General features: G+C 33.2%; 15 protein-coding genes. 2 read left to right on the top strand and 13 right to left on the bottom strand.

The annotated features are described in order from the left end of the window. Positions 1-8: 8 nt before the first annotated feature. Complete coding sequence (locus ACFSC2_RS04590) at positions 9-404, top strand: rhodanese-like domain-containing protein (protein WP_379817586.1); 396 nt, start codon at positions 9-11, stop codon at positions 402-404. A 189-nt stretch (positions 405-593) separates the two neighbouring features. Here the strand turns inward: ACFSC2_RS04590 and ACFSC2_RS04595 are convergent, their stop codons facing one another. Genes ACFSC2_RS04595 through ACFSC2_RS04610 form a run of 4 tightly spaced genes read right to left on the bottom strand, consistent with a single transcriptional unit; the run spans position 594 to position 5,310 of the window. After that, a complete protein-coding gene (locus ACFSC2_RS04595) occupies positions 594-1,019 on the bottom strand; it encodes an SRPBCC family protein (RefSeq protein WP_379817585.1) in 426 nt (141 codons plus the stop codon). Between the two features lie 11 nt (positions 1,020-1,030). Beyond that, entirely contained in the window at positions 1,031-3,424 is a 2,394-nt protein-coding gene (locus tag ACFSC2_RS04600) for a M28 family peptidase (protein WP_379817584.1), read from the bottom strand. Positions 3,425-3,436: 12 nt separating this feature from the next. Beyond that, the gene (locus ACFSC2_RS04605; RefSeq protein ID WP_379817583.1) at positions 3,437-3,784 is read right to left on the bottom strand and encodes a hypothetical protein; all 348 of its coding nucleotides are present in this window, start codon (positions 3,782-3,784) and stop codon (positions 3,437-3,439) included. Beyond that, positions 3,781-5,310 (bottom strand): GNAT family N-acetyltransferase, encoded by a 1,530-nt coding sequence (locus tag ACFSC2_RS04610; RefSeq protein WP_379817582.1) that lies wholly within the window; start codon positions 5,308-5,310, stop codon positions 3,781-3,783. Before ACFSC2_RS04610 ends, ACFSC2_RS04605 begins: the two co-directional genes overlap by 4 nt. A 426-nt stretch (positions 5,311-5,736) precedes the next feature. Between ACFSC2_RS04610 and ACFSC2_RS04615 the strand changes: the two genes are divergently transcribed. After that, complete coding sequence (locus ACFSC2_RS04615) at positions 5,737-6,063, top strand: single-stranded DNA-binding protein (RefSeq protein ID WP_379817581.1); 327 nt, start codon at positions 5,737-5,739, stop codon at positions 6,061-6,063. Positions 6,064-6,141: 78 nt separating this feature from the next. Here ACFSC2_RS04615 and ACFSC2_RS04620 read toward each other — a convergent pair whose 3' ends face one another. The 9 genes from ACFSC2_RS04620 to ACFSC2_RS04660 all read right to left on the bottom strand — a co-directional run bounded on the left by ACFSC2_RS04620 (position 6,142) and on the right by ACFSC2_RS04660 (position 14,679). Further along, positions 6,142-6,834, bottom strand: coding sequence for a DUF2461 domain-containing protein (locus ACFSC2_RS04620; protein WP_379817580.1), 693 nt, complete (start codon positions 6,832-6,834; stop codon positions 6,142-6,144). Between the two features lie 83 nt (positions 6,835-6,917). After that, on the bottom strand, positions 6,918-7,103 hold the full coding sequence (locus tag ACFSC2_RS04625) for a hypothetical protein (protein ID WP_379817579.1): 186 nt from the start codon (positions 7,101-7,103) through the stop codon (positions 6,918-6,920). Between the two features lie 81 nt (positions 7,104-7,184). Beyond that, positions 7,185-7,703, bottom strand: coding sequence for a ferritin (locus ACFSC2_RS04630; RefSeq protein ID WP_111284914.1), 519 nt, complete (start codon positions 7,701-7,703; stop codon positions 7,185-7,187). Positions 7,704-7,798: 95 nt separating this feature from the next. Next, positions 7,799-9,268 (bottom strand): hypothetical protein, encoded by a 1,470-nt coding sequence (locus ACFSC2_RS04635; RefSeq protein ID WP_379817578.1) that lies wholly within the window; start codon positions 9,266-9,268, stop codon positions 7,799-7,801. A gap of 182 nt (positions 9,269-9,450) precedes the next feature. After that, positions 9,451-10,905 (bottom strand): hypothetical protein, encoded by a 1,455-nt coding sequence (locus ACFSC2_RS04640; RefSeq protein ID WP_379817577.1) that lies wholly within the window; start codon positions 10,903-10,905, stop codon positions 9,451-9,453. A 152-nt stretch (positions 10,906-11,057) separates the two neighbouring features. Beyond that, positions 11,058-12,188 (bottom strand): OmpA family protein, encoded by a 1,131-nt coding sequence (locus ACFSC2_RS04645; RefSeq protein ID WP_379817576.1) that lies wholly within the window; start codon positions 12,186-12,188, stop codon positions 11,058-11,060. A 107-nt stretch (positions 12,189-12,295) separates the two neighbouring features. Further along, entirely contained in the window at positions 12,296-12,928 is a 633-nt protein-coding gene (locus ACFSC2_RS04650; RefSeq protein WP_379817575.1) for a CatA-like O-acetyltransferase, read from the bottom strand. Continuing rightward, a complete protein-coding gene (locus tag ACFSC2_RS04655; RefSeq protein ID WP_379817574.1) occupies positions 12,928-13,635 on the bottom strand; it encodes an HAD family hydrolase in 708 nt (235 codons plus the stop codon). The genes ACFSC2_RS04650 and ACFSC2_RS04655 overlap by 1 nt, the downstream gene beginning before the upstream one ends. Positions 13,636-13,791: 156 nt before the next feature. Further along, positions 13,792-14,679 carry a DMT family transporter gene (locus ACFSC2_RS04660; RefSeq protein WP_379817573.1) on the bottom strand — a complete coding sequence of 296 codons (888 nt, stop codon included), beginning with the start codon at positions 14,677-14,679 and terminating at the stop codon, positions 13,792-13,794. Positions 14,680-14,687: the final 8 nt, after the last annotated feature.

Raw genomic sequence — 14,687 nt, forward strand, 5'->3', positions numbered from 1 at the left:
AATTAAAAATGGAAACGCAAATTAAACATTACGAAAATAAACTAGCCTTTGAAATGGATCCATCCGATTTGTTTGATGCGCTTAATAATGGCGACAAAGTAATTGCTCTCGATGCGAGAAAAGCATTTGGATTTGAAGCAGAACATATTCCAAATGCGATTAATATTCCGCATCGAGAAATGACTGTTGAAACGACAAAACATTTAGATCGCGATATTTTGTACGTTACTTATTGTGACGGAATTGGTTGTAATGCCTCAACAAAAGGTGCACTAAATATGGCTAAATTAGGTTTTAAAGTAAAAGAACTAATCGGCGGAATAGAGTGGTGGAAGTTTGATGGTTATGCCACCGAAGGCACAAAAGGAAAAGCTGAAGGTTTAAAAATTGAATGTGCGTGTTAGATTTTTTTTAGGTACAAAGGTTTAGAGAAACAAAGGCTCAAAGGTTCAGAGGAGCAAAGGTTCAGAGGTGCAGAGGAGCAAAGGCTCAAAGGTTTTCCAGCATATTTAAAAAAAACAAAAGAGGCTGTCTCAAAAGTGAGACAGCCTCTTTTTTAATCTTTGTACCTCTGTACCTTTGTACCTTTGGACCTAATTTAAAGATTCTACCACAGCTTTAAGAGCCTGAAGAATCGGATTCTCTTCTCCTTGCGGTTCTTCCTGTTTTGCTTCTGGACGATTGTCTTCCTGAATGATTTCTAGTTTTGTTTTCTGATTTTCTTCAGATAAAACATAGCTCATAATGAAATAATTCTCTGGCTTATCTTCTAAACCAGGTCTTGGAAAAAACAAAGAATATCTTATTTTTTGATTCGGAATTACTTCTAAAATTTTTCCCCATTGTTCAAAAACCTGGCCTTCCCATTCGTTCCTAAAACGGATTTCGCTATTTACTTTCCAATCGGTAATTAAATCGCTTCCGTATTGCCATTGTTTTACCAATTCTGGCTGTGTAAGTGCGTTCCAGACTTTTTCTGTCGGGGCATTGAGTAAAATTGTAGAAATATTCGTAGCCATAGTATATGTTTTTATTCGGGTGTAACCGCAGGTTTTATAGTGTCGGTAACTGCTTTTATGCTATCTTTTGCAGGAACAGCTTCAAGTGGCACGTTAACAGGAGCGGTATATCGTTTTATTTTTTGCTGAATCATTACGGCATCGTTTAAAACAAAAGGTGTCGGCATCATCCAGTCGCTTCGTGGTTTTACATTTAAAAGCGGATTTGACATTAAATCAAAAGAACTCTCGATTAAATCCATATCAAAGATAGATGATTTATTAATGTAAAATTGCATTTCAAGAGGTTCATTTGCAACTACATAATAGCAGATTATTTTGGTTCCTTCGCGTTCTAAGCGATTTCCTTTTTGGTCAGAAGTAGAAACGCCATTTGCTTTGAAGTTATAGAATGTCATTTTTGGATTTGCGTAAATATCGTAGCGATTTACTTTTCTATTTGGCGTAATTCTGATTTTTAAATACCTGTTATTCCCAACAACGCTGTCTTTTAAAAACGCAATAGTTGGTTTTGGTACATCTACAACGGGCGCAACAGCACTGTAAGTAAAGCTGGTATTATATTTACTTGCAATTGGAAGTGCGTTTAAACCAACAGCTTTTTGGCTTTTTTCGCCCAAATAACTTTTTGTCCATTCGTCTAAATTGGTGTCGTAAGTTGTCCAAGCGGCAGAATTAGTATCAGCGTTGTAAACATACAGCAGACTGTTCGATTTTGCTTTTCCATATTCATAACCAGAATGATATCCAGCATATATAAAAAATCCGATAGATGCTGCAAAGAAAACCATTATCCATGCCCCTTTTTTGGCGAATGCTCCAAATACAGGCAATAACAATCCGAATAATAAAACGGTTAGAATAGCACTTCCGTAAAGAATTTTAAGTCCTAAACCAATTGGAAACATCACAATAAACGGAGCAATGATAGCTAAAGCCGGAATACTGAAAAGTAAATTGAGTCCTAAACTAAAATGCTGTGTGAAAACAAATATTGCAAAAAGAAGGATTCCGAAATATACAGGAACAATTAAGAAACCTGCGCCAGTTAAGCTGTTTGCTAAGAAAGCATTTATGATAATCCAAAGTAAAAGCGGCGCTACAAAATGATTCATTGTGATCTTTGCTTCAGAAAAATGATGGTAAAAAGCAAAGCAGATCGCAATGCTTAAAGTTACAAAAGCACCAATGTAGGCGTGGCCGTTATAAGTAAATCCATTTAAAAGATCTGAATATTGAGGATATACTTCTAATATAATTTTCCATCCTAAGAAAGTTACAAGACCAGATATAACTAATGAACCTAAAAGCGGCACAAAACCTTTGAAGATTTCTCTAAACGAAATAATGCGTTTTGCTTTTCCGATGAAAAGTAAAAGAACTAAAAGACCAAAAGCAATAAATGTCATTGGAAATACCCAAGAAAACGGATAAGTGATGAACGAAAACGGAACACTGAAATATACATTATCCTCCGTAGATTCGATTTTGTTAAGGTCGGCATTTGCGAAGTATTTTAACAAAGGCATCAAATAAGTACCTTGATGTGCTAAAGTAGTTTTGTTTAAATGCTGAACGTCATCCTGCTGTGTATGATAATTGAAATGACCGTCGATAAAAGCAAAATTAAAACCTTGAATATTGCCTTGCTCTCTAAAAACAGTTAAATCGGTGTCATTAGGAAGCATTTTATAAATGCTGTACATCAAGGAGTTTGAAACCGGATAAGAAGTTTTGGCATTCGAGAATTCTTTAACCAACGTTTCGTTTCCTTTATTGGTTTCCATCAACATATAACTTGGTCCAGAAGTTCCTCTTGCTTCAAAATTTAGTACCAAACCAACATCTTTTGCCCAAGGATGTTTGTTTACAAATAATGCAGCACCGTTTAATCCTAATTCTTCAGCATCAGAAAATAAAATAATGATGTCATTTTTCTGCGGTTGTTTTGCATAAAGAAAAGCTCTAATTCCTTCTAAAATCGTTGCTACTCCAGAAGCATCATCACTTGCGCCTTTTGAAAAAGAGTGAGGCGCGCTGTCATAATGAGAAAGTAATAAAAGCGCTTTGGAGTTTTGCGTCCCCTTAATTCGAGCCAAAATGTTTTTAGATTTAACTAATAAACCTCTGTCATTTAAAGTAAAACCTTCTTGAACACTTGTTTCTAAACCAATTCTGTTAAGTTCGAGCTTTAAGTAATTGGCAACCAATTCATGATTGGTCGAACCTACATAATGCGGTTTTTGTGCAATGATTTCGACTTGGCTAAATGCTCTTTCGGTCGAAAACTCAGCTAAAGCTTCTTCATCTTTAGAGATGCTTTGAGGCATCATAGTGGTGTAGATTAAAGCTAAAATCGCTAAAATACCGATTATGGCTAGAATGGAGTTCTGGTTTTTTCTCATGGTGGGCAGCTGCTAAATTTCTTTTTTGACAAGCATATAATAATCATTGTCTAACGAACGGTAACCTTGATCGTATAAAAAATAATATGTATTGCCTGTTTTGGTTTGCAAAATATTTGTAAAGTACTCAAAGTCAAAACCTTTTGTGATCATTTTCTCTCGAGTAGCTTTTGATTTTCCTTCTGTATTTAATTCTGCCAAAATACGGTAATTTTTGCGTAACTTGTTGTTCACATTACGCATGAAATTTGTGCTATCTTTATTTATTTTGTTATTGTAGGCATTTCGACAATTATCAGAACAGAATTTCTTGTCTTCACGACCTACAATTTTCTCAGAGCATTCTAGGCAGGTTCTCATGAATTCAATTTTTTAATCTCATAAAGATCTGTTCTTCTATCTTTTAATGTTTTTACACTTCCATGTTCATGAAGTTCTTTTAAAAGATTCAAATCGACATCTACAATTAACGTCATTTCTGTATTTGGAGTAGCCTCCGCTTTGATTCCGTTACTCGGAAAAGCAAAATCAGAAGGTGTAAACACAGAAGCTTGTGCATATTGAATGTCCATATTATTTACTTTTGGAAGATTTCCTACACAACCGGCGATAGCAACATAACATTCGTTTTCGATAGCTCGCGCCTGAGAGCAATGTTTAACACGCGTATATCCATTTTGCGTATCGGTTAAAAACGGTACAAAAAGTATATTCATTCCTTCGTCAGCAAGAAGTCTTGGAAGCTCTGGAAACTCCACATCATAACAAATCAAAATTCCAATTTTACCGCAGTCGGTATCAAAAGTTTTAAATTGCGAACCACCTTTCATTCCCCAATGAATTACTTCATTTGGCGTAATATGAATTTTGGTATACATTTCTGAAGTTCCGTCTCTTTTGCACAAGAAACCAACATTGTACAGATTACCATTTTCCAGATAAGGCATACTTCCTGTAATAATATTGATGTTGTATGAAATCGCAAATTCCTGAAAACGTTTCCTGATAGGGTCGGAGTGACGCGCCAATTCACGAATCGCTTCTGCTTCAGAAAGATGATTGTAATCGGCCATCAAAGGCGCAATGAACAGTTCGGGAAAAAGTGCAAAATCACTTCCGTAGCCGGAAACTACATCAATAAAAAATTCCGCCTGCTCAAATAATGCTTCAACATTGTTAAGCGGACGCATCTGCCATTGAATCAATCCTAAACGAATAATGTTCTTTTTAAGGTTAATCAGCTTCGGACTATCATCATAATAAATATTGTTCCATTCTAATAAAACGGCAAATTCTTTAGATTCTTCGTCGCCTTCCAAATAATTTTTGATGATTCGTAAAACGTGAAAATCATTGCTCAACTGGAAAGAAAGAACAGGATCGTATAATTCTTTAGTTCGAACCTTTTCAATGTATGTTTTCGGAGACATCTTTTTTGCATGATCTCTGTAGTTTGGAATTCTACCTGCAAAAACAATAGCCTTAAGGTTAAGCTGTTCGCAAAGCTCTTTTCTCGCATCATACAATCGGCGCCCAAGTCGTAAACCTCTATAATTGGGATGAATAAAAACATCAATTCCGTATAAAATTTCGGCATTATCATTATGGGTAGAAAAAGTATAATCACCACTAATCTGTTGATAATTATGTTTCTTATCTACCAATTTTTCATCAACAATAAGAGACAATGCAGAACCAACCACTTTACCGTCAACTAAAATCACCAGCTGTCCTTCTGGGAAAATAGAAAGCAGTCTTTCAATATCATCAGATCCCCAATACGAATCGGCCATTTCTGGATACGATTCAATCATCGATTTTTTCAGTTGTTTGTAGTCTTCGATTTCTAAATTTCTTAATTCTACTTTATTGATTTTTGTCTGCATTTCTATTTTGATTTTGTTTTGATTTGCGTTCGAATAAATGCCGAAGCGCAAACCACAATTTTATTACTAATTGCTATTAAAGCTAATAAAGGAAAATTAAGTATTGTTATATATTATCTCTAGATCTTTATATATAAAACAGAAAAGCAGTGTAGTATTTAGTAATCAAATGATCCTACTATTCCTGAGTTATAATTGCTAAAAATCTAAAGATCGATTTTTGTTTTAAATCTTAATTTTATTAATGTTCAGGTGGGATAATACTTTCAAATGTAATAAAAATAATTTCCATTTACAAACGCTTACAAACACTTACAGTCGAAAGTAAACAGTTAACAGTCGATTATTATTTCTTGATCGACGCATCTTTGCAGTGTTGAATTGAATCAACGATTTTTTTATATGAACATTTAAATAGTATACGCCATGAATGCAATGAAAAACAGAGTACAATTAATCGGTAATGTTGGTAACGATCCTGAAATTAAAACATTAGAAAGCGGTAAAAAATTAGCTCACCTGACCATCGCTACAAACGAAATTTACAGAAATGATAAAGGTGATAAAGTAGAGCAGACTGAATGGCACCGCGTTACAGCCTGGGGCAAAACAGCCGAAATTATCGAAAAGTTTGTTGTAAAAGGAAAAGAAATCGCCGTTGAAGGTAAATTGACTCACAGAAGTTACGACGATAAAAATGGGGATAAAAAATACATTACCGAAGTTGTTGTAAATGAAATTCTGCTTCTTTAATAAGTTTTAGATGAGTAGTAAACCAAACCCCACAGGTTTTAAAAACCTGTCGGGTTTAATTTTAAATTAAAAGTTCTATTATAAAATAGAAACCCCGTTGGCATCGGTTGTAAGTACTTCACTCATATAATCAAAAAAGGGCCTCATGTTTTTGAATGCATCCAAAGATAATTCCAGAAAATTGGAGCTCAATACTTCTTCATCTGTAAAACGTTTAATGACTAAAAACTGTTTAAAACGAAGTAAATCAATTGCTGGATGATCTGCGTCAAACCCTTTTGGTTTTGTTTTGAGTTGTTCGCCCTGCAAAGTTCCAAAATTGCTAACGAATGATTTTGAATTTAAGATTTTCTGAAAAGTTTCAGGATCTTGAGCAAATTCAGTTCTTATTCTTTTTAAATCCCCTGCATTTGGTCCCCAGAAACCGCCGGCAAAAAAACTATTTCCTTTTTCGAGATGAAAATAATAACCGCCGCGTCTCGCTGCAGTTGCACGCGTATAACTTCCTCCCCAGTAATGTTTAAAAGGCGTTTTGTCTTTAGAAAAACGAATATCACGGTAAATTCTATAAACGCTTTTTTTGCCCGAGGTATTTTCTAAAACATCGCTTTTAGAAAGTTCCTTTAGTAAAGCCCCTGCAAAAGTTTCAATATGATTTAATTCGACTAAATATTGTGCTTTATTGGCTTCAAACCACGGTTTATTGTTGTTTTCTTTTAATTGAACCAAAAAATCAAGGCTGGATTTTGGTATTGTAATATCGTTTTTCATAATGGATTTTAAAATCAGAAGTGGACTGCAATTTAAAACTAAAAAACCCACCAGAGAAATCTGATGGGTTTTTCTATATTTCGTTAAGCAGTTTTTTTGATTAAATCAAACATAGGACAACGAGAGCAACGTTTCTTTTCACTCTTTTTGTATTTCTCACAGCAAGAAGATTTGCAATTTTCCATCTTCTTAATCTTATCAAGGATCTCAGAATTTTTCTTTTTCTTTTTATCCTTTTTCTTGTCCTTGTCTTTTTCTTTCTTGCCCAATTTCCTCTGTATTATAAAAACAGAGACAAATATAAACGAAAAAAGTTATTTTTAAATGTTCTAAATAAAATTTAACTATTTTTATTTAGGGTTGATTGCAATTGAACTTGTAACCGTTAATTGCTGAATATCACGGTCAAACAAGTAAAGTCCACCTTTGTCATCTCCAATTAAGTTGATTTTATCTAAAATAGATTTAGCAGTAGCTTCTTCTTCGATTTGTTCAGAAACATACCATTGTAAGAAATTATGAGTTGCGTAATCTCTTTCTTCAAAAGTAATATGTACCAATTCGTTGATCGATTTAGAAACAAAAAGTTCATGATTATAAAGTTCCTCAAACATTTCTTTAAAAGTAGAATATGTCGTTTTAGGCGCTTTTAGATCTGTAACCTGAGCGTGTCCGCCACGTTCGTTTACGTATTTTACCAATTTAAGCATATGTGCACGCTCTTCATCAGACTGTGTATACATGAATTGAGCGATTCCCTCTAATCCTTGCACTTCAGCCCAACAAGCCATTGAAAGATAAGTTTGCGAAGATTCTGCTTCTATGCGGATTTGCTTGTTTAAAGCTGATTCAATATTTTTTGATAACATAATGTGTGTCTTTTTTGTAAAATTAAAAAAAATAATTCAAATCATTTTTTGAAAACCGCTAAAACATTATACAGTGGGACATAATCCCAATAAATTTAACGAGGTTTAATATTGCTAAAAGCAGCAGGTTTTGAAAATTGTGCCTTGTTCGTAATCGGGTTTCCATTATCCTCTATCATAAAACCATCGGTAAATTTTCGCATTTTAAATTGTTGGGAAGTGCTGTCATAATAACTTAAAATGTAATAATCCCTTAATCGCAGCGCATCGTACAATTTAATGTCTTTATTATTTTTTAAAAAGTAAAATAAGTTTTCAATTGCCAACGGCCTTGTCTGAAAGTCTTTTGCGAAATTTAAATTCTCATTTAACATCGCATCAAAATAAACAGATTTATTCAATGAATAAGAAATGCGCTCTCCAAAATCATCATAAATATCATAAGAAAAATAATAATCAGAGTAATCTCCAATACCGCTAAAAGTAATAAAACTGTTCTTATTGTTTTCAAAAACAGAAATACCACCCGCTAATCCGTTTATATTTTTCAGGAATTTTTCAGTCGTTTTTAATTCACGCGGTTTGCTGTTTTCAACCTGCATAACGAAAGGGGAATTTTTAAACGGAATAGTATCATTTTTCGAAAATGAATAATTCTTAATGCTGTTTCCAGAATTAAAATCTTTGATTTCAAATAGAAAGAAATCTCTATCTGCCTTCATTTGAAATAGTTTGTTGTCGCTATAAAATGAATTCGTTGTTTGAGACTGCCTTTCAGAAGCCGGAAAATTAAACGTTTTTTCTTGTATATCGCCAGTTTTAATATTAAGGTCGTACGCTTGCGTTTTTATAAAAGAGTCATCGAATGTCAGGATGATATGGTCTTTAGCAGTAAACATTTTGCTTATGCTTAAAGCCAGATCTATTGGTGTATAAATATCAGGATCTATTTTCTTTATGGGATATTGTTCAATAAACTTACTGAAAGATATTTGTACATCCTTGTTGTTTTCAAATGTAAAATTGGAAAAATCAAACCTTTTAACACCACATTTTCCGTTTTCTAATTTGTAAAGAAGAAGGTGATCCTGATCTCTTTCTTTAGCCAAAATATAAAAACCATTAAGCTGCTGAAAACTGCTGATAATATAATCGTGGTTTTCTGGAAAATCGAAGTGTAATAATTCTGAAGACCTATCAATTGTATTATAGGTTGTCATTAAAATATTTCTATTATCACTTGAACTCCAATACAAAGTGGGTTTTTTATCGTCGCTGATACTATAGCCAATTAAATTCCGACTCTTCTCATGTTTTATGGAATCTGTAAAACGATTTGAGAGAAATAAAGACTGATTGTATTTTAAAATATTTATGTTTTTATCGTCCCAAGTAAAAACATAAATATCCTTTGTTTTTTCATCCTCTGCGTTTAAAATCTGAGTTTTACTCAGGAAATTTAGATTTAATGGCAAAGAATTTAAGACTGTTTGGCTAAACAAAGCTGTTTTAGAAAACAAAGCTGTTTTAGAAAACAAAAGAAAAAGAAGTAGAAGTTTTTTCATAAATGTGTTTCTTAAAGATGGATTCTATTTTTTGGTCAAATTTTATGCCGTATTTACAGCGTTTTAAATTTGAAAAATAAAAAAAGTCCTTAAGTATGTTTCTTAAGGACTTTGATTTACAGGAAAACCAACTATTACAGCTTCTTTTTGTGAAAGTTCAAAAACAAGGAAATTTTTAGAAATTAGCGCGATTTAATTTTTTCAAAACTAAAAGGCTGTGAAAACAAGGATTTGTTCATAATCGGATTTCCTGGATCCAGATTAATATAACCATCTGTAAATCTTCGAATGAAGAGCTGTTTAGAACTAGTGTCGTAATAAGTTAAGATATAATAATCATCCAGTTTTAAAATATTTTGAAGCGCTATATTTTTACTAATGCTTAAAAAGTAGAAAAGATTATCAAGAGCCAATGGTTCTGATTGTCTGCTTTTTACAAAATTGAAATTTTCATCAAACAAAGATTCAAAATAAACCATTTTGCTTTGCGAATACTCGATTGGAGCTGCTGCTAGAATATCATCGGCATATGCTCCGTAATAGTAATCTCGAAATTCTACAAAACCGCCAAAAGTGATAAAACTGTTTTTCCTGCTTTTAAGAACAGAAATTCCAGCGCCCAAATCGGATAAACTCTTTAGGAATTTGGCAGTGGTTTTTAATTCTTGAGGCTTGTTGTCATTCATTTGAAGAAAAAATGGTGAATTTTTAAAAGTAATCGAATCGTTTTTTGTAACCGAAAGACTTTTGATGGTTTCACCCGACTCATAATCTTTTACATCAAATAGAAAGACGTCTTTATTTGCTGCAATTTGAAATAACTTTTTGTCACTGTAAAAAGAATTTGCTGCTTTGATTGCAGTTGTTGAAACTGGCAGATTAAACGTTTTTTCTTTTATCTCAGCAGTTTCAATGTTAAGATCAAAAACCTGAGTTTTTTTTGGGCTGTAGTCTAATGTTAAAATGATATGATTGTCAACAACATACATTTTGTTAATCGCTGCCGTTTTATCCAAAGGATTGTAACTATCTGTATCTGCTTTTTGAATTGGATAACGGAGAATAAGCAAACTAAAAGAAAAGTTTTTACCAGCTCCATTTTGAAATGCAAAAGCAGAAAAATCGAACATTTTTATTTCGCAGTTTCCATTTTCAAATTTGTATAAAAGTAAATGCGGCTGTTGTTTTTCTTTTGCCAAAATATAAAATACATTTTCCTTCTGAAAAGTAGTCACGATGTAATCATGATTGGAAGGAAAATCAAAATTTAAAGATTTTGTTGTTTTGCTGTTGAGGTTGTATTTAATAATACGAAGATTGTTGTAGTTCTTCGTACTCCAATACAAAAGCGGACTTTGATCTTCGCCGATACTGTAACCAATCAGATTGCGGTCTTTGGCAAATTTTATGGAATCTGTAAACTGCTGGGTGAGAAAAAGTGATTGGTTGTATTTTAATATTTTGATGTCTTTATTGTCTGAAGCAAAAACATAAACGTCTTTGGTCTTTACATCTTGAACATTTAGTAATTGCGAGAAAGAGGGCTCATTTAGATTTAAAGGAAAAGAATTCAATATCGTCTGACTGAATGATATTGATTTACAGAATAATAAGCAGATAAAGAATAGTTTTTTCATAAAATTCGATGCACAAAGATTATTCCAAATTTAATGAAATATCCGTTATCCATATAAGGGATGAAAAGACTTTAGAAAATTATATTTAAAACAATAAAAAAGCCTGAAAGAAATTTATCTTTCAGGCCGTTTAACCTTTTATTTTAAAATAATTATTTTACTTTAAAAGTAACTCTTCTAGCTAATCTTCTAGCTTCTTCAGAATCTTTTTGGATTGAAGTATCAGCTCCAGAAGCAACTACATTTAATCTTGAAGATGCGATTCCAGCTTTTTCAAAGATAGTTTTCACATTTGTTGCTCTTGTGTTTGATAATTTTTCGTTGTACTCAGCTTTTCCAACTTGATCAGCATAACCAATAATGTCAAGAGATGCAGAAGGATTTTTTCTTAAGTACGTTAAAACAACATCAATCGCAGCAGTTGAGTTTTCAATTGGAGTTGCTTTGTTGAAATCAAAATAAACGCTGTAATACTTGTCGTTGATCATTTCTTTTACAAGATCTTTGTCATTTACAACATTTGTAGTTACTGGTTTTTCTACAATAACTTGTTTTGGCTGAGGTATGTTCTTGATTTGGTTTTCAAGTTCAGCAATTTTGTTGTCGTAAGCTCTAAGGTCTACATTTTCAGAAATTACAGTCCAGTCAGCATGTTTTGTGTTTTTTCCTAAGTAAACATTTAAACCAATTGTTCCGTTAAAAATCAATCCAGAAAAACCTCTGTTACCTTCAAGATAAGCGCCGTCAAAAGTACGATCTTGAGATGCGTTTACAATAGTAGATAAATCTCCAGTTAAAGCGACTCTGTTTGATAATCTTATTTGCCCAGTTACACCAGCAATAAAATTTCCCATTTCATCAGCGCCTTTAAAATTATCGCTTCTTAGTTGAGAATAACCTAAACCAACGTGCCCTAATAAACCTAGAGTATTAGTCCAAGTTTCAAAATTCATGATACGACCTAAATTGGCAACTGCTTGTAAATCTACTCTATAGTATTTTGAATCAAAATCAATAGAATTGCTTTTTGATGTAAAACTATTGTATCCAAAATCAGCTTTCAAACCAAATTTGTTGTTAAACATGTAACGAACACCAAAATCGCCAACCCATGGACTTGGAGTATCGGTAGTGTAACCAGCAGAAAATGGTCGTTGAGGTTTCGTTAATCCTCCTGCTAATTCTACAGACCATTTGTTATAGTTATCTGCAGGCTTTTCTGTTTGCGCATTTGCATTAATTAACCCTAAAGCAAACGCTAGAGTAATAACAATTTTTTTCATTGTAATTTGAGTTTAAAATTTTCCCCAAACCAACGAATTTATTGTCGCTCAGTACGGCCGCTCTAAGATATTAGAATGTCAAAATAAGGCATTATGTAAGGTAAAGACTATTTCGAATTCATTAAATTTTGAAGCAAATCTACAAACTGTCCTACGTGCAATCCGTCCATCAAGCCATGATGTACGTGCACCGACATTGCCATCGTTTTTTTATCGTTTTCTGATGTTATCATTTTTCCGAAAGAAATTTTTGGGCAGCTGTCTGGAAAAGTAAAACTTCTTGCATGCGAAAGTGAAGTAAAATTTAACCACGGAATCGCCGAGAAATGAATCAGATTATCATCATCAAAAGATCTTGTAAAAAGTCCTGTTGTGTTTTGGATTCGTTCAATTTCTGTTAAAGCAATTTTTTCAAAAACCTTTAAATCAGGATTGTATTCAATCAGCGAAAAACCAAAAGTGCCGTCTTCACGCCCAATGGTTGCCGAAGCATCGATACGATCGTTACTATAAATTTTGTCTTCTGAAATTCTGTATCTAAAATTTTCTATAGCATTTACAGCCGTCAAAGTCTGATGAAGGTAATAAATGAAAAAAGAAACTTTGAGTTCTTTGGCATTTTCGTATGCTTTTGTACAGTCAATTTCTACAGTTGCACCAAAAAAAGGCTCTTCCATTCTGCTGAAATGTTCAAAATGTTCTTTTCGATTCCAGTTTTCTAAGTCTAAAAGTGTTTTCATTATAGTAAATTATGTACCACTTCTGTGATTTTTTCGAATGAACTAAAATGTTCATGCTCTACTTTATGATTGATTTTTTCATGTTCCCAAGTGGTATGAAACGGAATATGAACAGCGTAACCTCCAATTCCTAAAACAGGAAGCACGTCTGATTTTAACGAATTTCCGATCATTAAAAATTCGCTTGGCTTAATTTCTAAACGGCCCAACAATTTTTCGTAATCAATTTCTTGTTTGTCTGACATTACTTCGATATGGTGAAAATAATGGCCAAGTCCAGAACGATGCAATTTGCTGTGCTGGTCTTTTAAGTCGCCTTTTGTAGCCACAACCAATTTGTATTTTCCGTGTAAAGCTTGTAAAGTTTCTTCGATTCCGTCTAGAAGTTCGATTGGTTTTTCTAGTAATTCTTTTCCGTATTGAATGATTTTTTCAATTACTTCAACAGGAATCGTTTTGTTCGAAATATTCATTGCAGCCTCAATCATCGAAAGTATATATCCTTTGATTCCGTAACCGTACAAAGGCAGATTGGCAATTTCTATTTTGAATAATTCCTGAGAAATTCCTTGATGCGAAAGATAATCTTCCATCAAAGCACAGAATTTATGTTCGGTTTCTTGAAAATAAGGTTCGTTTACAAACAAAGTATCATCGGCATCAAATGCAATTACTTTTAAGTTTGGTATTTTAGTTTTATGTAACATGATGTTTTTAGTTTTGTTTGTTTCAGGTTAAATGATTCAAGTTTTATTAGCCACGAATTCACTAATTTCTTTGTTTCGGATTAATTTCCGTTAAGATAAAAAATAAATCTGCTCCATCTGCAATCCCGATAGCTATCGGGAGCGAGAAACGTTTAATTAGTTCTTAGAAAATAGTCTTTTCAAAGAAATAGTTTTATCATAAAAAGTGATTCGGATTCCGAAAAGCAATATTATTCCGCCGAAAACCATTTGTAAAGTTATTTTTTCTTCTAAAAACAACCAAGCCAAAATAGAGGTAATAATTGCCTGACTTAATAAACTTAACGAAACTCTAGTCGCGCGCATGTGCTGTGTGGCATAACTAATCGAAAGCCAAGCACACAATTGACAGATTACAGCTTGTAAAACCAAAACAAACCAACCAGTATTCGCGAAACCTGTAAAAGGTTCGTTTAGCGAATAGCAAAGAATGCCTAAATAAATACTTGAAGCGATAAGACTAATGGTCATGAAAGATAAAACATCGACCTGAGACAAAACTTTTTTGCTTATTAGAAGGTAAATCGAATACAGGATTCCAGATAAAACGGCAAAAAGAAATGCCTTGTCAAAATTCAGTTCCATAAAAAAACTAAATCCAACCAAAGTCACCATTCCGAAAAGAGAAACCACAGTTCCGATCCAGAAATTGGCGGCAGGTTTTGTTTTTAAAAAGAAAAAAGAACCGATACCTACCCAAACAGGGGACAAGTTGGTAAGTAATGAGGCCTGAGTCGCGCTTGATTCCTGAATAGCGATATTCCAAACGGCAACATCAGAAGAAAACAAAACACCGCAAAGTATAGCTAAAAGCAGAAATTTTGGTTTAGGCAGTTTAAAATTTCCGGTAATAATTACATACGGCAAAAGCAAAGTGACTGCAAAAGCCATTCTGTAAAATGCTGAAATCAATCCCGGCGTTAATTTAAGTTTGACCAAGATTGGGAATATAGAAATGCAAAGTATTCCGGTAATTAAGGCTAATCTTGGTTTGGTAATTTTCATTTTATAAA

Source organism: Flavobacterium artemisiae (genome assembly GCF_042678225.1).
Classification (GTDB): Bacteria; Bacteroidota; Bacteroidia; order Flavobacteriales; family Flavobacteriaceae; genus Flavobacterium; species Flavobacterium artemisiae.